This window comes from Achromobacter sp. EB05 (assembly GCF_044232075.1).
GTDB classification, from domain to species: domain Bacteria; phylum Pseudomonadota; class Gammaproteobacteria; order Burkholderiales; family Burkholderiaceae_B; genus Achromobacter; species Achromobacter dolens.
The window spans coordinates 650,759-673,925 of sequence record NZ_CP155917.1 but is presented as its reverse complement, the minus strand read 5'-3'; the positions used below and the strand labels follow the sequence as shown (position 1 = coordinate 673,925).

Here is a 23,167-nt window from a genome sequence, read left to right as displayed (position 1 = left end):
GCCGCCCCAGGAGACAAGCATGACCCTCACCGCCTTCGCGCCCCGCGCCTTCCTGCGCCCTGCGCTCGCCGCCGCCAGCCTGCTGCTGGCCGCCACCACGCACGCCGCCGGCTGGCCCGAGAAACCCATCACGCTGATCGTGCCATCCGCCGCCGGCGGCGCCGCCGACCTCACCGCCCGCACCTTCGCCCAGTTCCTGGGCAAGCAGACCGGCCAGACCGTCATCGTCGAGGACCGCCCCGGCGCCGGCGGCATCGTCGGCACCAATGCCGCCAAGAACGCCGCCGGCGACGGCTACACCTTCCTCTTGTCCACCAACTCCACCCACGCCGCCAACCAGTTCCTCTACAAGCGCCTGCCCTACGACGCGCAAAAGGACTTCGTGCAGATCGGCATGCTCGGCACCTTCGGCACCGTCGGCATCGTCGCCCCCGACAGCCCCTATCGCACCGTGCCCGAGCTGGTCGACTACGCCAAGAAGCATCCCGGCGAAGTCTTCTTCGGCTACTACAGCTCGTCCTCGCAAGTGCCGTCCGAACTGTTCAAGCAACGCGCCGGCATCAACATCGGCGCCGCCGGCTACAAGAACATCACCCAGATCATCACCGACCTGCGCGGCAAGCAGATCGGCTTCGCCTTCGTCGATTACCTGACCGCCATGGGCCAGATCGACGGCAAGGGCCTCGCCCCCCTCGCCGTCACCGCCGCCCAGCGCCACCCCGCCTGGCCCGACGTCCCCACCATGTCGACCTACTTTCCCGACTTCGTCGTCGCCGGCTGGCTCGGCATCTCCGCCCCCGCCGGCACCCCGCCCGACATCGTCGCCAGGATGAACGCCGCCACCCAGGCCGCCGTCAACGATCCCGCCACCGCCGACAAACTCCGCGCCCTCGGCCTGACCCCCGAAGCCATGGACACCGCCCGCTTCGACACCTTCGTCAAGGAAGACACCGCCCGCTGGAAGGAGTGGATCAAGATCTCCGGCATCCAACCCCAGTAACCGCCCGCAGCAAATAAAGAAACGCCCTCTATATATAGAGGGCGTCGCAATATAGAGACCATCAAAAGATTGCGCCCATCGAATCAAGCGCGATGACGCAGGATTCACCAGCCCCTCCCATCACGATCGCGCCGCGCCATTGCCCCCCCGAGCAACGCCTCTCTCCAGCAGCGCGCAGCGTCCGCCGCCTCGACACAAGACACCCAAATGCCAAAAAGCGGCCGCCCGCGCGGCCGCTTTTTGGCGACCCCGCAAGACCCTCCCTCCCCCCAGATTGACGGCAAAAACGCCAAGCACACAACCCGCCCCAAAGCCCGGCCGTTAAGTCTCATCAAAAGCGGGAGCCGGGGCAGGCGGGGGATGGCGGGGCGTGTAGATGCGCCCGGCGGAAACCGTAGATACCGTCTTGGCCGTCAAGTAGAAAAAGCGTAGTCAGGTCTGTAAGGCTGCCGCGTCTTGAGCACACCGAAGCACAGATGTACCACCTTGCGCATGCAAGCACCCAGCGCCGACATCTTGGTCTTGCCCGCCGCCAGCAGCCGTTGATATAACGCCCGCACATGGGGGTTGTGTTTGGAAGCAACAACGCCGGCCATATACACCTTGGCCCGTACATCAGCGGGACCTGCCTTGGACATGCGGCTGCGCCCGCGTAGCGACGTGCCCGACTGTCTCCGCACCGGCACCAGGCCTAGATATGCCGCCAGATCCTCGGCGCACTTGAACTGGTGCATGCGCATCACTCGCAGCATGGTTCTGGCCACCTTCGGGCCGACCCCGGGGATGGAGGACAACAGCTTGGTGTCGTCCTTCAGGTCAGGGTGCCGGTCGATGTGGTCATCGATGGCCTTCTCCAGGCGAGCGATCTCCTTGTCATAGAAGCTCAGGGTGTCACTGATCGAACGCTCCACCAGCTCCGAGGCCGAACTGGCCTCGATCTTCTCTTGGCGGTTCATCGTGCGCAGCCGATCCTTGGACAGCGCGTCCAGCTGGGTAATCAAGGCGCGTAGCTCGCGCACATGTGCCGGCGGGGGCTGCCAAGCACCAGGCCTCATCGCCACGCCATAACGAGCCAACACCAGGCTATCGAGTGCATCTGTCTTGGAGCGCATCGCCATTGCCCGACTGAAGTCGTGCACGCTGGCCGGGTTGGCGATCGACACCGCGATGCCGCCGTCATGCAGCGTCGTGGCGGCCTGCTCGTGATACGGGCCCGTGGCTTCCAGCACGGCATGGGCCTGGTCGGCTCCCACCCCGTGCTTGGCGCACCATCGAACCAGTTCGTGCACTCCGTCCCGACTATTAGGCACAACCTTGCTCTTGCGCTTGTCGTTCTCTGGATCCAGCAACAACGTGCAGTCCAGCTTCAGCTTGGAGACATCAATACCCAGATAGATCATCGTTCATACCCCCTCATACAAGAAAGTATGCCAACTGCGCCCACTTACCTTGTGCATGCAGGGTCAATCAGCCCTAGGCTACCGTCCAGTGTCCGCGATGGCGTCAGAGGTGAGAGACAGGGGTTTGGTCTACGGAACAGGGTTAAGTCCCTCGGGAGCCAAAGAAACTCACCTGCCTCTCATGGAATGGTAGCTAACCATCCCAGGGATCAAGATACAAGGGAGCCGAAGGCGGACGAGGTTGAGCCCGGGGCAGTCCGGAGCGAACGCTCCGGACCGCAATCGTAGCCCCGCCATCCCCCGCCTGCCCCGGCTCCCGCGACTAAAGAACCCAACCCGCCACAAGAGCCCACATAGAAGCCCCCCCTACAAAGGCAACTTCAACTCATGCTTGATCTCCCGCAACGCCACAATCGTCCGCGTCTGCCGAATCCCAGGCATATTGAACAAGAACCGATGCAAGAACCGGTCATAAGCCTCCGGACTCTCCACAAGAATCTTGAGCAGAAAATCCGAATCCCCCGTCACCGCATAGCACTCGAGAATCTCCGGCGCATCCCGCACCGACCGCTCGAAGTTCTCCACCGTGTTCGCCGAATGCCGCTCCAGGCTGATCTGCGCGAACATACAGCCCAGCCCCACCTTGCTGCGATCCACCTGCGCGCTGTAGCCCTGGATCACGCCGCTGGCCTCCAGCGCCTTCACCCGCCGCCACACCGGCGCCGCCGATAGCCCCACCTTGTCCGAAAGCTGCTGCGCCGAGGCCCGGCCATCCTCCTGCAAGGCCTTGAGGATGCCGATATCGGTCTTGTCCATCGTTTTGTCTCCTGTTTGGGTCGAAATTCCGCGAACACGAAATATTCATTGCGAATTATAGGGATAGCACGATCCGAAAACGCAATAAACCCGATGCCTCGCGAACCTATCATGGTGCCGACTACAGGAGCATTCATGATGGACGGCACCCCCGCCCCCGAGCCCACGCTGGACCTCGACTACCAGCTCGCCGACAACCTCACCCGCGAGACCGGCCGCATCTTCCTGACCGGCACCCAGGCCCTGGTGCGCATCATGCTGACGCAGCGCCGCATCGACCGCGAGCGCGGCCTGAACACCGCCGGCTTCGTCTCCGGCTATCGCGGCTCGCCCCTGGGCGGCGTCGACATGGCGATGTGGAAGGCGCAGAAGGCGCTGGACGCCAACCAGATCTCGTTCCTGCCCGGCATCAACGAAGACATGGCCGCCACCGCCGTCATGGGCACCCAGCAGGCCGGCATGCGCGCCGACCGCAACGTCGATGGCGTCTTCGCCATGTGGTACGGCAAGGGCCCCGGCGTGGACCGCGCCGGCGACGCCCTGCACCACGGCAATGCCGCCGGCGCCTCGCGCCATGGCGGCGTGCTGGTGGTGGTGGGCGACGACCACACCGCCGTCTCCTCCTCGATCCCGCACGCCAGCGAAGCCTCGCTGATCGGCTGGCAGATGCCCATCGTGCACCCGGCCTCGATCGACGAATACGAGACCTTCGCGCTGTGGGGCTGGGCCCTGTCGCGCCACTCCGGCGCCTGGGTCGCCTTCAAGGCCGTGTCCGAGACCATCGAAAGCGGTCACTCGTTCACCCCCGCGCCGGTGCGCCACTACGACATGCCGGCCGATCCCGACCTGCCGCCGGAAGCGCTGGAATACTCCGCCCGCGACTTCCTGTCGCTGGCGGTCGAAACCCGCATGAACCTGCGCATGAAGGCGGTCGCCGCCTTCGCCCGCCGCCACAGCATCGACCGCCTCACCTGTCCGGCGCCCAAGGCCACCGTCGGCATCGTCACCGTCGGCAAGGCCCACCTGGACGCCATGGAAGCGCTGACGCGCCTGGGCGTGGACACCGTCACCGCCAACGCGCCGGTGCGCATCTACAAGCCGGGCCTGACCTGGCCGCTGGACGCCGAACGCATGCTCGAGTTCGCGCGCGGCCTCTCGCACATCCTCGTGATCGAGGAAAAAGGCGCCGTGGTCGAGACCCAGCTCAAGGACCTGCTGTTCAACCTGCCCGAGCGCGCCACCGTGGTCGGCAAGAAGGGTTTCGACGGCGAGACGCTGGTGCCGTCCGCCGGCCAGTTGCGCCCGTCGCTGCTGGCGCGGCCGCTGGCCCAATGGCTGTCGCGCAGCGCCGGCCTGCAGCCCGGCGTCGACCTGGCCACCTTCGACTGCCAGGACATGCTGTCCAACGACGCCGACGGCATGCGCCGCCGCCCCTATTTCTGTTCCGGCTGTCCGCACAGCACCTCGACCAAGGTGCCGGAAGGCAGCCAGGCGCTGTCGGGCGTGGGCTGCCACTACATGGCCGCCTGGATGGACCGCGACACCGGCGGCCTGACCCAGATGGGCGGCGAAGGGGTCGACTGGATCGGCCTGTCGCGCTACACCAGGATGCCGCATATCTTCCAGAACATGGGGGAAGGCACCTACTACCACTCCGGCTACCTGGCGATCCGCCAGGCCGTGGCCGCCAAGGCCAACATCACCTACAAGATCCTGTTCAACGACGCCGTCGCCATGACCGGCGGCCAGCCGGTGGATGGCCCGATCTCGGTGCCGCAGATCTGCCAGCAACTGCGCGGCGAGAACGTCGCCCGCATCGTCGTCACCAGCGATGAGCCCGAGAAATACCGGGGCGTGGACCTGGGCGCCGGCATCAAGGTGCATCACCGCCGCGAGCTCGACGCCCTGCAGCGCGAGCTGCGCGAGATTCCCGGCGTCACCGTGCTGATCCACGACCAGACCTGTGCCGCCGAAAAGCGCCGCCGCAGGAAGAAGAACCAGTTCCCCGATCCGGCCCGCCGCATGCTGATCAACAGCGCCGTGTGCGAAGGCTGCGGCGACTGCGGCGTGAAATCGAACTGCCTGTCGGTGGTGCCGCTGGAAACGCCCTACGGCCGCAAGCGCGCCATCGACCAGTCAAGCTGCAACAAGGACTACTCCTGCGCCGAAGGCTTCTGCCCCAGCTTCGTCTCGGTCATGGGCGGCAAGCCCAGAAAGAGCGCCGCGCCCAAGGCCGACCAGGAGCGCCTGCAACGCCTGATCCAGCAACTGCCGCTGCCGCAACCGCCGGCGCTGGAGCGTCCCTACCGCCTGCTGGTGGCGGGCATGGGCGGCACCGGCGTCATCACCATCGGCGCCATCGTCTCGATGGCCGCGCACCTGGAAGGCCTGTCGGCCGCGGTGCTGGACCTGACCGGCCTGGCGCAGAAGGGCGGCACGGTCGTCAGCCACATCCGCCTGGCGCCCGCGGGCGCGGCCGCCGGCCCGGTGCGCCTGGACTGGCAGCAGGCCGACGCCGCCATCCTGTGCGATCCGGTCGCCGCCGTGGCGCCCGACTCGCTCGGCGCGCTGCGCCGCGGCCACACCCAGGTCACCGTCAACACCTATGTCGCGCCGGTGTCCGATTTCACCCGCAACCCGGACGCCGCCCTGCGGCCGGAAGCGCTGCTGGCCAAGATCCGCCACGCGGCGGGCGAGGACCACACCGCCGCCATCGACGCGCACGAGGCCGCGCTGGCCCTGTTCGGCGACAGCATCCTGTCGAACATGTTCATGCTGGGCTACGCCTGGCAGCGCGGCGGCGTGCCGCTGTCGCAGGCCGCCATCAATCGCGCCATCGAACTGAACGGCGTCGCCGTGGCCGCCAACCGCGCGGCGTTCGACAGCGGCCGCCTGGCCGCGCACCAGCCCGACGCGCTGGACGGCGCGCTGCGCCCGCGCGCCCAGGTGGTGCAACTGCATGTGCCGGAAACGTTCGAGCGCGCCGTGGCGCGCCGCGTCGAGGACCTGACCGCTTACCAGGACGCCGCCTACGCGCAGGCCTATCGCGACGTGGTCGAACGCGTCGCCGCGCGCGAACGCGAGCTGGCGCCCGACGCCAGGACGCCGCGCCTGGCCATGGCGGTGGCGCGCGGCCTGTTCAAGCTGATGGCCTACAAGGACGAATACGAAGTCGCCCGCCTCTATACCGGCGAAGCCTTCCAGGCCCAGCTCAAGGGCCAGTTCGAAGGCGACTACAGCCTGCGCTTCCACATGGCGCCGCCGATCTTCGCGCGCAAGGACCCGCGCACCGGCGTGCCGCGCAAGCTGACGCTCGGCCCGCGCACCATGACCGCGCTCAAGCTGCTGACCCGCTTCAAGCGCCTGCGCGGCACCTGGTTCGATCCGTTCGGCCACACGGCCGAGCGCAAGATGGAGCGGGCCCTGGTGGTCGAATACCGCCAGACCATAGACCAGTTGCTCGCAGGGTTGAATCGCGACAACCTGGCGCGAGCGGCTACAATCGCCGCCCTTGCAGAAACCATCCGCGGCTTCGGCCACGTGAAGGCTGCGAACGTCGAGAAGTACAGGACGGAGCTGGCCCGCTTGATGCAAAGCTATACGGCGCCTGCCCCGCGCGATGTACCCCTGCGGAAAACCGCATAAACACTCGCGCTGAGCGGCATTCTCCTGGGCGCGCCTTGCTAGGCGCGCCCAGTGCATTTAGTAACAATGTTTTGGGAACCTGATCCTATCTTCTTCTTGTAGCTGTCGTACTCGATCACTAGAATTAGTGTCCAACGAGGGGTGCTACACTATATGTTGTGGTCGCCTAACCGCTGATACTCGTCGGCCACGCCATGCGGATTCGTCCGTCCAAGCGTTGCGCCCCCCTCAATAAGATCCAAATTTCGTACCTGACATGACGTCGTCATGTCGCTATCTACGCGCTTTTCGCACAGGAGCTTCCATGCAGACTACGATCGCCTCTGTGACCCGGCCTTCGGCCGTGCCGCCCTCTCAAACCGATTCCCCGGCCGACGCCAACGGCGGGCAATGGGCCAGCTACAACATCATCCGCCGCAATGGCTCGGTGGTCGGGTTCGAACCCGGCAAGATCGCCATCGCCATGACCAAGGCCTTCCTGGCCGTCAACGGTGGCCAGGGCGCAGCCTCGGCCCGCGTGCGCGAGCTGGTTGAACAACTGACGACCCAGGCCGTCAACGCGCTGGTGCGCAACCGCCCGGGCGGCGGCACCTTCCACATCGAAGACATCCAGGACCAGGTCGAACTGGCGCTGATGCGTTCGGGCCAGCATGACGTCGCCCGCGCCTATGTGCTCTATCGCGAAAAGCGCACCCAGGAACGCGCCGCCGCCGCGGCCGCCGAAGGCCAGCAGAAGGCCGACGCCGTGCCCCAGGAAAACGTGCTGCATGTCACGGACGCGGGTGTCCGCCGTCCGCTGGACATCGCCGAACTGCGCGCCACCATCGTCGCCGCCGGTGAAGGCCTGGCCGAATTCATCGACTCCGAAGCCATCCTGAAGGAAACGGTCAAGAACCTGTACGACGGCATCCCCGTCGACGAAGTGTTCAAGTCCGCCATCCTGTCGGCGCGCGCGCTGGTCGAGAAGGACCCGGCCTACAGCCAGGTCACCGCCCGCCTGCTGCTGCACACGATCCGCAAGGAAGTGCTGGGCGAGGAAGTCTCGCAGGACGGCATGGCCGCCCGCTACGCCGAATACTTCCCCACCTTCATCGCCCGCGGCATCGAAGGCGGCCTGCTGTCGCCCGACCTGGCCAGCTATGACCTGACCAAGCTGGGCAAGGCCCTGAACGCCAAGCGCGACCTGCAGTTCGGCTACCTCGGCCTGCAGACCCTGTACGACCGCTACTTCCTGCACATCCGCGGCACCCGCATCGAACTGCCGCAGGTGTTCTTCATGCGCGTGGCCATGGGCCTGGCGCTGCGCGAGACCGATCGCGAAGCCCGCGCCATCGAGTTCTACGAGATCCTGTCGTCGTTCGACTTCATGAGCTCGACCCCGACGCTGTTCAACTCGGGCACTCTGCACTCGCAACTGTCGTCGTGCTACCTGACCACCGTCTCCGACGACCTGGAAGGCATCTACGACGCCATCAAGGAAAACGCCCTGCTGGCCAAGTACGCCGGCGGCCTGGGCAACGACTGGACCCCGGTGCGCGCGCTGCGCAGCCACATCAAGGGCACCAACGGCGAAAGCCAGGGCGTGGTCCCGTTCCTGAAGGTCGTCAACGACACCGCCGTGGCGGTGAACCAGGGCGGCAAGCGCAAGGGCGCGGTCTGCACCTACCTGGAATCGTGGCACCTGGACATCGAGGAATTCCTCGAACTGCGCAAGAACACCGGCGACGAGCGCCGTCGCACCCACGACATGAACACGGCGAACTGGATTCCCGACCTGTTCATGAAGCGCGTCATGGAAGGCGGCGAATGGACCCTGTTCTCGCCGTCCGACTGCCCCGACCTGCACGACAAGTACGGCAAGGCCTTCGAAGAAGCCTACGTCGGCTATGAAGCGCGCGTTGCCAGCGGCGACCTGAAGCTGTTCAAGAAGATGCCGGCGCTGACCCTGTGGCGCAAGATGCTGTCGATGCTGTTCGAAACCGGCCACCCGTGGATCACGTTCAAGGATCCGTGCAACATCCGTTCGCCGCAGCAGCACGTCGGTGTGGTCCACAGCTCGAACCTGTGCACCGAGATCACGCTGAACACCAACGAATCCGAAATCGCGGTTTGCAACCTGGGTTCGGTGAACCTGGTCGCGCACATGAAGCCGGCCGCTGGCGGCGGTTTCGAACTCGACCACGAGAAGATCAAGCGCACCGTCAGCATCGCCATGCGCATGCTCGACAACGTCATCGACATCAACTATTACGCCGTCGACAAGGCCCGCAACTCCAACGCGCGCCATCGTCCGGTGGGCATGGGCATCATGGGTTTCCAGGACTGCCTGCAGATGATGCGCGTGCCGTACGCATCGCAAGCCGCCGTCGAATTCGCCGATCGTTCGATGGAAGCGGTGTGCTATCACGCCTACTGGGCCTCGAGCCTGCTGGCCGAAGAACGTGGCCGCTATCAATCGTACGAAGGCTCGCTGTGGTCGCGTGGCATCCTGCCGCAAGACACGTTGAAGATGCTGCGTGACGAACGCGGCGGTCATGTCGAGGTCGATGAATCGAGCACGCTCGATTGGGATGCGTTGCGCGCGCGCATCAAACAACATGGCATGCGCAACTCCAATTGCATCGCAATCGCCCCAACCGCGACTATTTCCAATATCATTGGTGTATCTGCGTGCATCGAACCCACTTTCCAGAACTTGTACGTCAAATCGAATCTCTCCGGCGAGTTCACGGTCGTTAACGATTACCTCGTGCGTGACCTGAAGAAACTCGGTCTCTGGGACGAAGTCATGGTCGCCGACCTCAAGTACTTCGACGGCAGCCTGTCCCGCATCGATCGCGTACCTTCCGAACTCCGCGAACTCTACGCCACCGCGTTCGAAGTCGAACCGAGCTGGCTGGTGGAATGCGCCTCGCGTCGCCAGAAGTGGATCGATCAAGCCCAGTCGCTGAACATCTACATGGCCGGCGCTTCCGGCAAGAAGCTGGACGACACCTACAAGCTGGCCTGGAAGCGTGGCCTGAAGACGACCTATTACCTGCGTACCCTTGGCGCCACCAGCGCCGAGAAGTCGACGGGACGCGGCGGCGAACTGAACGCCGTCAGCGCCGGTGGCCAGTCCACCGCGGCTCCCGTGTCCGCTGCACCTGTTTTGCCGGAACCCGAAGTTCTCGGGGCGGTTTGCACCATGCGGCCGGGCGACCCCGGCTTCGAAGAGTGCGAAGCCTGCCAATAACCGCCTCCGGAGAATGAATCATGATTAATTGGGAAGACGACACCCTCGCCACGCAACCTGCACAAGCCCCCGCGCCCGCGGCGGGCGGGCAGGCTGCGCCCGAAGTCCGGGCGGCGACCGGCGTGTTCGGCGACACCGCCATGCCGACCCCGGCCGCGCCGCAGCATGCGGCCGGCCTGGCGGCCAGCGGCAGCGCCACCTCGCAACGCGTGAAGGTCGCCGACAAGCGCATCATCAACGGCCAGACCGACGTCAACCAGTTGGTGCCGTTCAAGTACAAGTGGGCATGGGAGAAATACCTGGCCACGTGCGCGAACCACTGGATGCCGCAAGAAATCAACATGTCGCGCGACATCGCCCTCTGGAAGAACCCGAACGGGCTCACCGAGGACGAACGCCGCATCGTCAAGCGCAACCTGGGTTTCTTCGTCACGGCCGACTCGCTGGCCGCGAACAACATCGTGCTGGGCACCTACCGCCACATCACGGCGCCCGAATGCCGCCAGTTCCTGCTGCGCCAGGCATTCGAGGAAGCCATCCACACGCACGCCTATCAATACATCGTCGAAAGCCTGGACCTGGACGAAGCGGAGATCTTCAACGCTTACAACGAAGTGCCGTCCATCCGCGCCAAGGACGAGTTCCTGATTCCGTTCATCGACGCGATCGCGGACCCCAACTTCAAGACGGGCACGCCCGAAGCCGACCAGACGCTGCTGAAGTCGCTGATCGTCTTCGCTTGCCTGATGGAAGGCCTGTTCTTCTACGTTGGCTTCACGCAGATCCTGGCGCTGGGTCGCCAGAACAAGATGACCGGCGCGGCCGAGCAGTACATGTACATCCTGCGCGATGAATCCATGCACTGCAATTTCGGCATCGACCTGATCAACACCGTCAAACTGGAAAATCCGCATCTGTGGACGCCGGAATTCCGCGAAGAAATTCGAGAACTCTTCCGCAAAGCGGTCGAACTCGAATACGCTTACGCCGAAGACACGATGCCGCGTGGCGTGTTGGGCTTGAACGCTCCCATGTTCAAATCCTACCTGCGCTTCATCGCCAACCGTCGTTGCCAGCAAATCGGTATCGAACCGCTGTACCCGCAGGAAGAAAATCCCTTCCCGTGGATGGCGGAAATGATCGATCTTAAGAAGGAACGCAACTTTTTTGAAACTCGCGTGATCGAATACCAAACCGGTGGCACGCTGAGCTGGGAGTAACGCAGTTCGCCTTCGGGCCCGGCGCGGGCACGCTCTTGCAAGAGCGTTGCGTTCGCGCCAGGCCTTGAGGGCGATCTCCCAGGTCAGGGTGTTTTCGAACACGTAGAACAAGCGGTAGGCGGTCTGTGATCAGACTGCCCACCGGCGCCATTTGAAATGGCTCGCGCCAAAGGAGCGGGGGCCATATCAAATGGCTGTGCCGAATTCATTAGCGCAAACCGTAGTAGCTGTTGCTCGCACAGAACAGCGGCATGCGCCGATGAATAGCCCGGGCACGGTTCGCCTTGTTGGCGGATCGGGGCACGGGTTTAAGTTCTGGGACCCCTGAACCTAAGGAGCATGACCATGGCAACAGCCAAGAAAGCCGTAAAGAAAGCGGTGAAGAAGCCCGCCGCCAAGAAGGCAGTAGCGAAGAAGGCCGCCCCGGCCAAGAAAGCTGCCGTCAAGAAGGTAGCCGTCAAGAAGGTCGCCGCCAAGAAGCCGGCGGTGAAGAAGGTTGCCGCCAAGAAGCCGGCCGCCAAGAAGGTCGCGAAGAAAGCGGTAGCCAAGAAGGCCGTCGCCAAGAAAGTCGCGGCCAAGAAGCCGGTAGCCAAGAAGGCAGCGGCCAAGAAGGTCGTCGCCAAGAAGGCGGTTGCCAAGAAGGCCGTCGCCAAGAAAGCGGTTGCCAAGAAGGCCCCCGCCAAGAAAGCGGTAGCCAAGAAGGCCGTCGCCAAGAAGGCGGTTGCCAAGAAGGCCCCCGCCAAGAAGGCGGTTGCCAAGAAAGTCGTAGCCAAGAAGGCTCCGGCTGCCAAGAAGCCTGCCGCCAAGCCGGCTGCCAAGCCTGCCGCGAAGCCCGCCGCTGCCAAGAAGCCCGCTGCGAAGAAAGCCGCTCCGAAGAAGCCCGCCACGCCGCCGTCCACGGCCGCTGCCCCGGGCGCGAAGACCGCGCTGAACCCCGCCGCGTCGTGGCCGTTCCCGACGGGTGGCCGTCCGTAATCGGACCGGTCACAACGGTAGCAGTACCTCAAACCGCCTGGCTTCGGCCAGGCGGTTTTTATTCGCCCCCACCCCAAGAAAGAAAACGTATTCGCACGGCTCGGGCGCCACCGTTGCCGCATTGCCGTGAGACAATAAAAGCCGTCATCATTAGGTAGATCGCGCCCATGCTCGGTGAAATTCTTCGCTTCCTGCTCGAAATCGCGTTCACGCTGTTCGGCGCCGCGCTCATCGCCCGCGCCTGGATGCATGCGATACGGCTGCATCCCTTCAATCCGCTGGCGCGCGTCATCTACCAGGCCACCAACTGGCTGGTGCTGCCGCTGCGCAAGATCATTCCGGCGGGCAACAAGATCGACTGGACCAGCCTGGTGGCCACCTGGCTGGCCGCGCTGGTGTACCTGGTGCTGATCTGGCTGGTCGCCATCGGCGCCCTGATTCCCGCGGTGCTGCTGCCCTCGGCCATGCTGTCGGCGCTGCTGATGGCGCTCAAGTGGGCGCTGAACCTGGTGGTGTGGCTGACCCTGATCCAGGCGGTGCTGTCGTGGGTCAACCCGATGGCGCCCATGATGCCGATGCTGCAGGCGCTGACCGCTCCGATGCTGGATCCCATCCGGCGGCTGCTGCCGCGCACCTCGATCGACTTCTCGCCGCTGGTGCTGCTGATCGTGGCGCAGGTCCTGCTGATGGTGCTGGCGCGGCTGAGCTACAGCATGATGGGCGTGTGAAACGACAACGGCCCGGCGAACTGACCGGGCCGTCCCTGGCGCACGCCGCGCGGCGGCGCCTTACGCCGGAATCGCGGCGTAGATATCGATCAGCTTTTTGCGATCGATCTTGTGATTGTTCGACATCGGCAGCGCCGCGCACGCCACCAGCTCGGACGGCACCATATAGGGCGGCAGGCGCTGCCCCAGCTTGTCCTTCCACCCTGTCAATGCATCCTGCGCCAGCAGGCTGGCTTCGGCCTGCTCGGCGGCCACGCCGGCAACGAAGCCGATCAGGCGCACCGCGGTGCCGTCCGGCCGCCGCAGCACCGCGCAGGCGCCGCCTTCCACGCCCGGCAGGCCATGCAGGGCCTCGTCGATCTCGGCCAGTTCGATGCGATAGCCGTTCAGCTTGATCTGGTCGTCCATGCGGCCGCGGCAGAACAGCAGGCCGTCCGCGTCCAGTTGCCCCAGGTCGCCCGTGCGGAAACCACGGCGACCGTCCTCGGCCACGAACAGCTTGACCTCGTTCAGGTCCTGGCGGTTCAGGTAACCGCGCATGACGTGGTCGCCGATGATGCAGATCTCGCCATCCTCGATGCGCAGTTCGCAATCGGGCTTGGCATGGCCGACGGGCAGCGGATCATGCGCCGCCAGCACCGCGTCGGTGATGGCGATCCAGGTGGTGGCCACGGTGGCCTCGGTCGGCCCGTAGGTGTTCAGGATCACGGCGTCCGGAAAACGCTGGCGCAGCTTCTTCGCCAGCGCCGCCGGCAACGGTTCGCCGCAGAACAGGAAGGTACCCAGCGTCGGCAGCGTGACCGGCGAGAAATCGCGGTTGGCCAGTTGCTGGTGGGCGAAGGACGGGGTCGAGACCCAGGTTGTCACGCCTTGCTGCGCCAGCCGGCTCATCCAGGTCGCGGCCGCGCCAATCTGCTCGCGCGAATTCAGCACGCAGGTGCCGCCGGCGGCCAACGTGGCGAACACCTCGTACATCGACAGGTCGAAGCTGAACGGCGCCTGGTTCATGAACACCGGCGCATCGCCCAGGCCGAAGCTGCCCAGCATCCAGTCGCCCAGCAGGCCCACGCTCTCGCGGCCGATCTGCACGCCCTTGGGGTCGCCGGTGCTGCCGGACGTGAACATGACGTAGGCCAGGCCGCGCTCGGCCAGCTCGGCGCCCTCTCCCGGCTCGAAGCCGCGCGCGGCCGCATCGTACACGGCCGCGGCGCGCACGATCTCGACAATGCGGCGCAGGCGCTCCGGCGGATAGATGGTGTCGACGGGCACAAACGGCGCGCCGATCAGCAGCGCGCCCACCATGGCAACGAAGAACGAGGCTTCCTTGTGGCCGTAGATGGCCACCGGCACATCCGGCGCCGCGCCATGCGCGCGCGCCTCGTCGGCCCAGGCCGTGGCTTCGTCGCGCAGTTGCGCCCAGGTCAGGCTGCGGTCGGCGCCGACCACCGCGAGCGCGTCGGGCGCGCGCGCGGAGTCAACGAACTGGAAGGTCTTCAGGTCGAAACGCATGCCGAAACTCCGGGCATCAGATGGGGCTGCGACCGCTGAACACGTAGAGCGCCAGGGCAGCCAGGATCAGGGTGAGCACGCGTCCGAGGAAACGCATGACGGGCCGCGCCAGCGCGGCCTGCAGGGCCGGACGGGTACGCGCCGCGTTGATCAGCAGGTTGTGGCCCACCGAGTACGCGCCGAACATCAGGCCGCTGACGATGTAGTGCAGCGACAGGCCGTTCCATACGCCCATCGCCAACAGCGTGGCGAAGATACCGATGTTCTGCGCCGCCATCCGGTGGCGCGAGAAGAACGAGGTCTTGCTCAGCGCCTTGTAGATCGGCATGAACACCACGTCGCGCAGCCACTCGGACAGGCTGATGTGCCAACGGCGCCAGAAGTCCTGCGGATTGAGCGTCGCCAGCGGGTTGCGGAAGTTGATCGGCAGGGTGAAGCCGAACAGCATGCCGATACCGATGGCCATGGTGGAATAGCCGGCAAAATCGAAGAACAGGTAGGCGCTGTAGAGCGAGGCGTTCAGCGCCACGCCGGTGAACGAGTAGTCGTGCGCGTCCAGGGTCGACAGGCCGTAGCGCCAGATCAGTTCGGCCAGGCCGAACTTCTGGATCACGCCCAGCATGATCAATTCCAGGCCCGCCAGCCAGGTGTTCAGGTTCACGCCTTCGTAGCCGCGCTTGAGGTCGGCCTGGAAGGAGCGCCAGCGGTACATCGGACCGGCCAGCAGCGTCAGCGGGAAGAACAGGTAGATGAAGTAGTCCAGCGGCGACACGCGCTCGTTGCGCGGCGCGAACAGCAGCACGTCGATGGCACGGAAGGTGGCGAACGACAGGCCCAGCATCGCGCCAAGGTGCGAGACGCCGGTCTTGACCAGCAGCAGCGGCGTCATGGTGATGATGACAGCCAGCCAGGTCGGGATGTAGTTGCGCCGCATGGCCCACAACGCGCTGCCCGAAATGGCCAGCAGCGCGATCGGCTGGTAGGGACGCGCCCAGAACACCGCCATCCATACGCCCAGGCAGATCACGCCGATGACGTGCCGATAGCCGATGCGCAGCGGCATGCCGAACGAACGATACGCCAACAGACCCAGCCCGCCGAACAGGGCGCCGCCGAAGAAGCTCAAGCTTGCGAACAATTCCATGCTGCGGTCAGAACTGTTGATATTGGAATTCGACCTTGATAGGTCCGCCGCTACCCGTGGTGGGCTGCGCCTGCAGCACGAACACCAGGATCACCCCGACATACAGGCAGAGATGCCAGAAGAAGCGGCGCCCCCAGGCCTTGGCCGCCTTGCGGGCATCCGGCCCCTGGGCGGCGCCGTCCGGCGTCGCATCGGTTTTCTGTTGGGGGGTCATCGGGAAAAGTACTCCGCTATGCCTTGGTCCGCCATCGCCCAACCGAGCTCGGCCAGATGCATGTCATCACGCACCATGCCCGGTTCGAAGGGAATGCTGTACATATCGAGGCAACCCATCTGGTAGCGTTGGCACATGCCGGTGATGGCGGCCACCACCGGGTCGAAACGCTCGACGTCCAGGATGAGTTTGGGATTGAACGGCTGGATCACGAAGTACGCCTTGACCTTGCGCCGTTGCAGCAAGGCCATGACACGCGACAGGTCGCCCAGCTCGGTGCGGGTGAGCGGATCGACGTTGGCGAACTCGTTGCGCGCCGGCGAATACAGCGGCGCCAGGTACTGCTTGTAGTAATCGTCGCGCACGTCGTAGGGATTGTTGCCGCCCAGTTGGTGCTCGACTTCGCGCGCCTCGTGCGTCAGGCGCGACCATTGGCCGGCATTGAGCCTGGCCGACGAGGGCCACGACACGAAACGATGCGCGGGCACCGACAGCTTGCTGCGCGGACGGTCGGGCGCGGGCTCCTTGCGCGCGTTCCACCACAGCGACAGCTTGTCCTTGAGTTCGGCGACCTGGCCATTGGCGATCAACCACAAGAGCCCCCAATTGGCGTTGTCGCTGATCCAGGTCTGCATTTGTTCGCGCGTGCTGGGCTTGTCCCAGAGGCGATCCCAGACCGGTCCGGTGACGTGTTCGGCGAACGCGCTGCGCGGCAACTGGCCGCCCGAGGCGAACCAGGCCGGCGACACCATGATCACGAGCCGCGTGTTCGGCGTCAGCGAATCGGCCACCGACTCCAGCACGCTGACGATGCCATACGACTGGAACATGGCGTGGCCGTAGGCCAGCGTCGGCACCTTCAGTTCTTCGGGGAAGAAACGGTAAGGCACAAAGCGCAGGTCATGGCTGGACAATTCGGACGAGCCGAGCACCACCAGCGTGCCGTCGCTGAGCGCGTTGCCCAGGCGGGTCAGGTTGACGTGCTGCGTGCCCCAATCCGGCCCCAGATTGGGCAGGTAGTTGCTCTTGGACGCCGCCACCGTCGAAACCGGATGGACGATGTTGGACAAGACGTCATCCGCGCCACAGAAAGCCCCATACGCCAGCGCCACCGCCGTGGTGGCCGCTGCGACGTGGGACAACAGGCGGGTATTGCTAAATATTGGCAGCGACATAGCCGGCGAGCGTGCGGACCGACTGCAGATGCTCCGCGATCTCGGGAGCCGGGATGCTGCAGCCGTACTCCGCCTCGACCGCCAGCGTGATATCCACGGCGGCGAGCGAGTCGACCAGGCCAGTGGCAATCAGTTGCGTATCGGGAGTGACTTTCTTCATGACGATCGACTCGACGATGGAGCCGATCTTGGTGTGGAGTTCTTGCTCGGTATGCATAGAGAGTGCGGCGTTACATTGCCTCGTCGGCAAAATATTCCCCGCCCCGAGATACAGGACGGCGAGTATACAAAAAATCGCTGAAAATCGACTGACATTTACAGCATCCTGGAGGGTCGCGCCGATGCACTTGGTTACATCAAAATCAGGCGGCGAGATCGCTCACGGATGCAATCATGGCATTACAAGCGTCGAATCGCCATGAAACTTACAGACCAAATCGCTATAAAAAGCGCGTAAACGTAACGCTTGCGGGTAAACACCGGGTGCTGCGTTGCAGCGGAACGACAGATTTCCGCGCGCCACCCGTCCCCTACCTCGTTGACCGCGCCGCAACGACCGCCCAAAACGGAAAAGCCCGCTTTCGCGGGCTTTTCTTCTGGCTGGGGACCCAGCCTTTTACATCGGCGTGACGCGCGTGGGGCCGGCGCCGCTGATGACCTGCACCCGCTGGCCGACGCTGATCGGCACGTCGGCTTCCTGGGCCACGACTCGGGTTTCGCCGTTATCCAGACGAACCGTGATTTCGTAGCCGGAATTCTTGCCGACCTGGTTTTCCACCGCATTGCCCGCCAGGGCGCCCAGGATGGCGCCGCCAACGGTAGCGATGGTGCGGCCCGTGCCGCCGCCGACGGCGTTACCCGCCACGCCGCCCAGCGCGCCGCCAGCCAGCATGCCGACGCCGCTGGATTTGTCGTTCTGGATGACGATCGGGCGCACGCCCGTTACGGTGCCCGTGCGAACGATCTGCTCGCGCTGGGCTTGATCATAGCTATACACACCGCTGGACGCGCTGCGATTGGCGCAACCGCCCAGGACAGCCATCGAGGTCACGACGGCAGCCACGGCCAACCACCGGCCAGTACGCGGCGTCAACAAGGAAAAGGTTTTGCTTTGGTTCATTTGGACTCCTCGATCGGGCACTGCCGACGATCCGATCATACCCTGCCCAGACAGGACGGCAGCCTAACGTGCAACACACTGAAACTCACCGCCACGGGCGGAAAACGGATTTGCAAACCGGCCGCGGCATTCTCACGCCGCGGCCGGTCTCTCGTCTGCAATTCGACCATCCCGGCCGCTTCAGGTTCCCGAAACGGCCCCGGGCGGGCGACGGGGAGTTCAGGCCGGCAGATGGATGCCGTAGGTGGCGTGCAGCAGAGCGTCGATCTCGGCCCGCGTGGGCGCGTGGTTCTGCGGACCGCGCGAGGCGATCTTGATGGCGCCCATGACGTTGCCCAGCCGGCAACTGTCTTCCCAGCTCCAGCCGCTGGTCAGGCCGTAGAGCAGGCCGCCGCGCTGCGCGTCGCCGCAACCGGTGGGGTCGACCACCTGGGCCGCGCGCACCGGGGAGATCTGGATGGTCTTGCCGTCGGTCAGCAGCGTGGCGCCCTCGGCGCCGCGGGTCACCACCACCGCCTGCAGCTTGGCGGCGATGTCGGCCATGCTACGGCCGGTGCGTTGCTCGACCACGCCAGCCTCGTAATCGTTCACCGTCAGGGCCTGCGCCAGGTCGAGCATGCGCTCCAGGTCGGCGCCGTCGAACAGCGGCATGGCCTGGCCCAAGTCGAAGATGAACGGGATGCCCTGCTTATGCAGGCGCTCGGCGTGGGCGAACATGCCTTCCTTGGCGTCCGGGGCGACGATGCCCCAGGCGGCCTTGGCGCCGCTCAGGTCGTTGCTGGCGGAGAAGGACATGGCGCCGGGGTGGAACGCGGTGATCTGGTTGTCGTCCAGGTCGGTGGTGATGAAGCACTGCGCGGTGAAGGTGCCGGGCACGACCTTGACGCGGCTGGTGTCGATGCCGAGACCGTCCAGGCGCTCGAGGTATTCACCGGCGTCTTCGCCCACGGTGGCCACCGGCACGGGCTTGCCGCCCAGCAGGTTCATGTTGTAGGCGATGTTGCCGGAGCAGCCGCCGTATTCCTTGCGCATGCTGGGAACCAGGAACGACACGCTCAGGGACTGGATGCGGTCGGCCAGGATGTGTTCCTTGAAGCGGCCTTCAAACACCGCGATGGTGTCGAACGCCATCGAGCCGCAGACCAGAACAGGGGTTGCCATGAATGTCATCCTTCAGGGAAAGAACTTGTCGAGTTGGTAGCCGTTGACTTGAACGCCGGTCACTTCAATCGGCACGGAAATCTTCAGTTCGCCCGCCGGTCCGAAGGGACCGCGCAACTGCTCGGGCGTCAGGTAATTCTCGGGCATCAGCACCCGGCGCACCACCACGGTGTCCGATAAATCAGTCAGGTCCAGCACCAGCGCGGGCCAGTGCTGCGGCTTGTCGTAGCGGTTGCGCAGAACCAGGTTCAACACCAGGCGGGTGCGGCCGTCGTCGATGGCGGCGGCACCCGTGGGAGGCTGCAGCGACGACGAGGAAATGGCAATCCGCTCGAGGCGGCGCGCGTAGCCGACCGTGCATCCGAGCGGCTTGCAGACGGTCTCGATCGCCGGCCGCAGGACGGGCACGGAGTTGGCGATATCGATGCGGTACACGTACAGCAGTTGCAGCCCCAGCGCGATCAGGCCGAGCAGGCAGGCATAGCCCCACAGCTTGCGCAGCAGGCCGCGGCGCTCCTGGCGGTCCTGGTCGAGGAATTCGGGCGGCGCACGGCCGACGTCGGTGGCGCTGGAGTAGCGGGTGCGCGTGTCGCCGAGGATCGGTTCCGGCGAGTCCTCGCCGCGCCCGTCATCGACGTCGTCGTGGTCTCTGTCGAAATCGTCGTCGCGATCCCCATCGCGGCCATCCTCGTCATCGTCATGGCGCGAATCGGCAGCCTCGTCACGCACCACGAAGACCGGCTCGGCCGGCCGGGCAGCGTGCGGCGCCTCCCAACGCGCGCTGTCGCGCACCGCCACGATGGGCTCGTCGCGCGGCGCGGCGGGTTCCTGCCAGCGCGGCTGCCGGGCCAGGCGCGGCTCATCGTCGTAGCGATCGAGGTCTTCGTTCTCGTCTTCGTCGTCATCGCCCTCTTGCGCCAGCGCGGCGTCGGGTTCGATGCGGCGGCGGATATCGTCGCGGCCGCGCAGCACCGCGGGCGGTACTGCGGGCGGCACAGCGGGCGGCGGCGTGACGGGCCGGATCGCCGTTTCGCGCGGCGTCGCCAGGAAAGGTTCGTCGGGCAGGTCGTCCCAGGGGGCAACGGGGGGTTGCTCGGCGGACGGCCGCCGCACCAGAGGCGGGGGTTCATCGGCCGGTTGGGCGGGTGGCGCCAGGACCGGCGCGGCGCTCGCCGGCGAGACAATGGGCGCGGCGGGCGGGATCGCGGCGGGCGGCGGAACCGCAGCCGGTACGCCCGATGCCGGTATGCCCGATGCCGGTACGCCCGATGCCGGTATGCCCGCCTCAGGCAGCAGGCAGGCGCGGCCATCGAACACGGTGGCGCAGGCGCCGCAACGCACCAGGCCGTTGCGGACCCGGAGTTGGTCGGGCACCACCTTGAATGACGTGCCGCATTGCGGGCAGCGGGTGGTCAGGGCCATGGCGCGATCCGGCGGAAACGGACTCAGGCCTTCTGGCCGTGCAGGCAGACCCAGCCGTCGCGGGCGCGCCAGACCGACATGGCGATCCAGGGCGCGTACGCGGCGGCGACTTCCTCGGCCTGCCGTTCCAGCACGCCGGACAGCACCAGGTGACCGCCCGCGGCGACGCGCCCGGCCAGCATGGGCGCCAGCACCTTGAGCGGGTTGGACAGGATGTTGGCCACCACCACTTCGAACGTGCCGTCGGCCAGGCCGTCGGGCAACATGGCCTGCAGTTCGACGTGGTTGACCTCGGCGTTGAAGACCGTGCTCTGCACCGCCTGGGCGTCGATGTCGACGGCCTGGGTCGGGCCGGCGCCCAGCTTGCGCGCGGCGATGGCAAGGATGCCCGAGCCGCAGCCGTAGTCCAGCAGCGTCGCGCCCTTGGGCAGCTCGGCTTCGAGCCACGCCAGGCACAGGTGCGTGGTCGGATGGCTGCCGGTGCCGAAGGCCAGGCCCGGATCGAGTTCGATATGGATGGCGCCATCCTCGGCCGCGGCCGCTTCCAGGCCCGGCACGTCCGGGCTGTCGCGGTGCCAACTGGGCACGATCCAGAGACGTTCGGCGATGTGGATGGGGCCGAACTGCGATTGCGTCAGGCGCACCCAGTCGGCGTCCGGCACGTCGCGCAGGCTCCAGCCGGCGAACAGCGCCGGGTCGAGCTCGCCCGCGGCGGCGGCTTCTTCCATGATCTGCGCGGGGTCGGCTCCGTCCGGCAGCAAGGCCACGACGCGATTGCGCTCCCAGGCCTGCACGTCGGGCTCGGTGCCCGGCTCGCCGAACAGCGGACGCTCGTCGTCGGTGCCCAGGTCGGCGTCCTCGACGGACACCGACAGCACGCCCGCTTCCAGCAGGGCGTCGGACAGGGCCTCGGCTTGCGCCTCCTGGCAATGGAGCACGAGTTCACGCATGATGATTCTTCCATCTGGCCAACGGGCCGCGGCATGCGCCGCGGCCCGGTCAGCCCGGTTAAGGCAGTAAAAAAGGGGCCACGGGCCCCTATTGTGCTGGTCAGGGGCGCTGGGCCAGCTTGTTTTCCAGATAGTGGATGCTGGTGCCGCCTTCGATGAAGCGGGCGTCCTGCAGCAGTTCACGGTGCAGCGGGATGTTGGTGGAAATGCCTTCCACCACCATTTCCGACAGCGCGGTGCGCATGCGTGCCAGGGCCTGGTCGCGCGTGTCGCCGTAGGTGATGACCTTGGCGATCATCGAATCATAGTTCGGCGGCACGAAATAGCCGTTGAACGCGTGCGAATCGATACGCACGCCCGGGCCGCCCGGCGTGTGCCAGTTGGTGATGCGGCCAGGGCTGGGCACGAAGCGGAACGGATCCTCGGCGTTGATGCGGCACTCGATCGCGTGGCCCTTGAAGGTGATGTCGCGCTGGCGCAGCGTGAACTTCTCGCCGGCGGCGATCAGGATCTGCTGCTGCACCAGGTCGACGCCGGTGATCAGCTCGGTGACCGGGTGTTCGACCTGGATGCGGGTGTTCATTTCGATGAAATAGAACTCGCCGTTCTCATACAGGAATTCGAACGTGCCGGCGCCGCGGTAGCCCATCTTGCGGCAGGCGTCGGCGCAGCGGTCGCCGATGCGCTCGATCAGGCGGCGCGCGATGCCGGGGGCCGGCGCTTCCTCGATGACCTTCTGGTGGCGGCGCTGCATGGAGCAATCGCGCTCGCCCAGCCACACGGCGTTGCGACCGCCGTCGGCCAGCACCTGGATTTCCACATGGCGCGGGTTCTCGAGGAACTTCTCCATATAGACTTCCGGGTTGTTGAACGCGGCGCCCGCTTCCGAACGCGTCATGGTGACGGCGTTCAGCAGCGCGGCCTCGGTGTACACCACGCGCATGCCGCGGCCACCGCCGCCGCCCGCGGCCTTGATGATGACCGGATAGCCGACTTCGCGGGCAACGCGGATGATTTCCTGCGGATCGTCGGGCAACGCGCCTTCGGAACCCGGCACCACCGGCACGCCGGCTTCGATCATGGCGCGCTTGGCGCTGACCTTGTCGCCCATCAGGCGAATGGTGTCGGGGCGCGGACCGATGAACACGAAGCCGCTCTTTTCGACGCGATCGGCGAAGTCGGCATTTTCGGACAAGAACCCGTAACCCGGGTGGATTGCCTCGGAATCCGTGACTTCGGCCGCCGAAATGATGGCCGGCATGTTGAGGTAGCTTTCACGCGACGGCGCAGGCCCGATGCACACGGATTCATCGGCCAGGCGCACGTACTTGGCTTCGCGGTCCGCTTCGGAGTGCACCACCACGGTCTTGATGCCCAGCTCGCGGCAGGCGCGCTGAATGCGCAGGGCGATTTCGCCCCGGTTGGCGATCAGGATTTTTTCGAACATTTTCAG

General features: G+C 65.6%; 18 protein-coding genes. 6 read left to right on the top strand and 12 right to left on the bottom strand.

The window, feature by feature from the left end:
* Positions 1–19: 19 nt before the first annotated feature.
* Entirely contained in the window at positions 20–1,000 is a 981-nt protein-coding gene (locus AAID08_RS03090; protein WP_054503426.1) for a tripartite tricarboxylate transporter substrate binding protein, read from the top strand.
* Positions 1,001–1,413: 413 nt separating this feature from the next.
* Here the strand turns inward: AAID08_RS03090 and AAID08_RS03085 are convergent, their stop codons facing one another.
* Both AAID08_RS03085 and AAID08_RS03080 read right to left on the bottom strand, forming a co-directional pair.
* Positions 1,414–2,400, bottom strand: coding sequence for an IS110 family transposase (locus tag AAID08_RS03085; protein ID WP_116793657.1), 987 nt, complete (start codon positions 2,398–2,400; stop codon positions 1,414–1,416).
* Positions 2,401–2,766: 366 nt separating this feature from the next.
* Positions 2,767–3,216, bottom strand: coding sequence for an Lrp/AsnC family transcriptional regulator (locus AAID08_RS03080; RefSeq protein ID WP_006388620.1), 450 nt, complete (start codon positions 3,214–3,216; stop codon positions 2,767–2,769).
* 138 nt (positions 3,217–3,354) lie between these two features.
* Here AAID08_RS03080 and AAID08_RS03075 point away from each other — a divergent pair, with 138 nt between their 5' ends.
* From AAID08_RS03075 to AAID08_RS03055, 5 genes are all read left to right on the top strand, one after another.
* Complete coding sequence (locus tag AAID08_RS03075; RefSeq protein ID WP_395757795.1) at positions 3,355–6,861, top strand: indolepyruvate ferredoxin oxidoreductase family protein; 3,507 nt, start codon at positions 3,355–3,357, stop codon at positions 6,859–6,861.
* A gap of 304 nt (positions 6,862–7,165) precedes the next feature.
* Entirely contained in the window at positions 7,166–10,096 is a 2,931-nt protein-coding gene (locus AAID08_RS03070) for a ribonucleoside-diphosphate reductase subunit alpha (RefSeq protein WP_054503425.1), read from the top strand.
* A 20-nt stretch (positions 10,097–10,116) separates the two neighbouring features.
* Positions 10,117–11,316, top strand: coding sequence for a ribonucleotide-diphosphate reductase subunit beta (locus AAID08_RS03065; protein ID WP_054416260.1), 1,200 nt, complete (start codon positions 10,117–10,119; stop codon positions 11,314–11,316).
* A gap of 345 nt (positions 11,317–11,661) precedes the next feature.
* The gene (locus AAID08_RS03060) at positions 11,662–12,291 is read left to right on the top strand and encodes a histone H1-like DNA-binding protein (RefSeq protein WP_080977310.1); all 630 of its coding nucleotides are present in this window, start codon (positions 11,662–11,664) and stop codon (positions 12,289–12,291) included.
* 167 nt (positions 12,292–12,458) lie between these two features.
* The gene (locus tag AAID08_RS03055) at positions 12,459–13,019 is read left to right on the top strand and encodes a YggT family protein (RefSeq protein ID WP_054503424.1); all 561 of its coding nucleotides are present in this window, start codon (positions 12,459–12,461) and stop codon (positions 13,017–13,019) included.
* Positions 13,020–13,079: 60 nt separating this feature from the next.
* On the opposite strand, the gene AAID08_RS03050 is transcribed toward AAID08_RS03055, so the two are convergent.
* The 10 genes from AAID08_RS03050 to accC all read right to left on the bottom strand — a co-directional run bounded on the left by AAID08_RS03050 (position 13,080) and on the right by accC (position 23,161).
* A complete protein-coding gene (locus AAID08_RS03050; RefSeq protein ID WP_064528762.1) occupies positions 13,080–14,528 on the bottom strand; it encodes a D-alanine--poly(phosphoribitol) ligase in 1,449 nt (482 codons plus the stop codon).
* Positions 14,529–14,544: 16 nt separating this feature from the next.
* Positions 14,545–15,672 (bottom strand): MBOAT family O-acyltransferase, encoded by a 1,128-nt coding sequence (locus tag AAID08_RS03045; RefSeq protein ID WP_054503422.1) that lies wholly within the window; start codon positions 15,670–15,672, stop codon positions 14,545–14,547.
* Positions 15,673–15,679: 7 nt separating this feature from the next.
* A complete protein-coding gene (locus AAID08_RS03040) occupies positions 15,680–15,886 on the bottom strand; it encodes a hypothetical protein (RefSeq protein WP_162876685.1) in 207 nt (68 codons plus the stop codon).
* Positions 15,883–17,061 (bottom strand): D-alanyl-lipoteichoic acid biosynthesis protein DltD, encoded by a 1,179-nt coding sequence (locus AAID08_RS03035; protein ID WP_054503420.1) that lies wholly within the window; start codon positions 17,059–17,061, stop codon positions 15,883–15,885. Before AAID08_RS03035 ends, AAID08_RS03040 begins: the two co-directional genes overlap by 4 nt.
* Positions 17,042–17,278 (bottom strand): acyl carrier protein, encoded by a 237-nt coding sequence (locus AAID08_RS03030; protein WP_006392761.1) that lies wholly within the window; start codon positions 17,276–17,278, stop codon positions 17,042–17,044. The genes AAID08_RS03035 and AAID08_RS03030 overlap by 20 nt, the downstream gene beginning before the upstream one ends.
* Before the next feature lie 399 nt (positions 17,279–17,677).
* Entirely contained in the window at positions 17,678–18,181 is a 504-nt protein-coding gene (locus AAID08_RS03025) for a glycine zipper 2TM domain-containing protein (protein ID WP_054503419.1), read from the bottom strand.
* A 219-nt stretch (positions 18,182–18,400) separates the two neighbouring features.
* On the bottom strand, positions 18,401–19,342 hold the full coding sequence (locus AAID08_RS03020) for a carbohydrate kinase family protein (RefSeq protein ID WP_054503418.1): 942 nt from the start codon (positions 19,340–19,342) through the stop codon (positions 18,401–18,403).
* A gap of 12 nt (positions 19,343–19,354) precedes the next feature.
* A complete protein-coding gene (locus AAID08_RS03015) occupies positions 19,355–20,764 on the bottom strand; it encodes a DUF3426 domain-containing protein (protein ID WP_395757337.1) in 1,410 nt (469 codons plus the stop codon).
* Positions 20,765–20,787: 23 nt separating this feature from the next.
* Positions 20,788–21,714, bottom strand: coding sequence for a 50S ribosomal protein L11 methyltransferase (gene prmA / locus AAID08_RS03010; protein ID WP_049071128.1), 927 nt, complete (start codon positions 21,712–21,714; stop codon positions 20,788–20,790).
* A gap of 100 nt (positions 21,715–21,814) precedes the next feature.
* Positions 21,815–23,161, bottom strand: coding sequence for an acetyl-CoA carboxylase biotin carboxylase subunit (accC, locus tag AAID08_RS03005; RefSeq protein WP_054503416.1), 1,347 nt, complete (start codon positions 23,159–23,161; stop codon positions 21,815–21,817).
* Between the last annotated feature and the right edge of the window lie 6 nt (positions 23,162–23,167).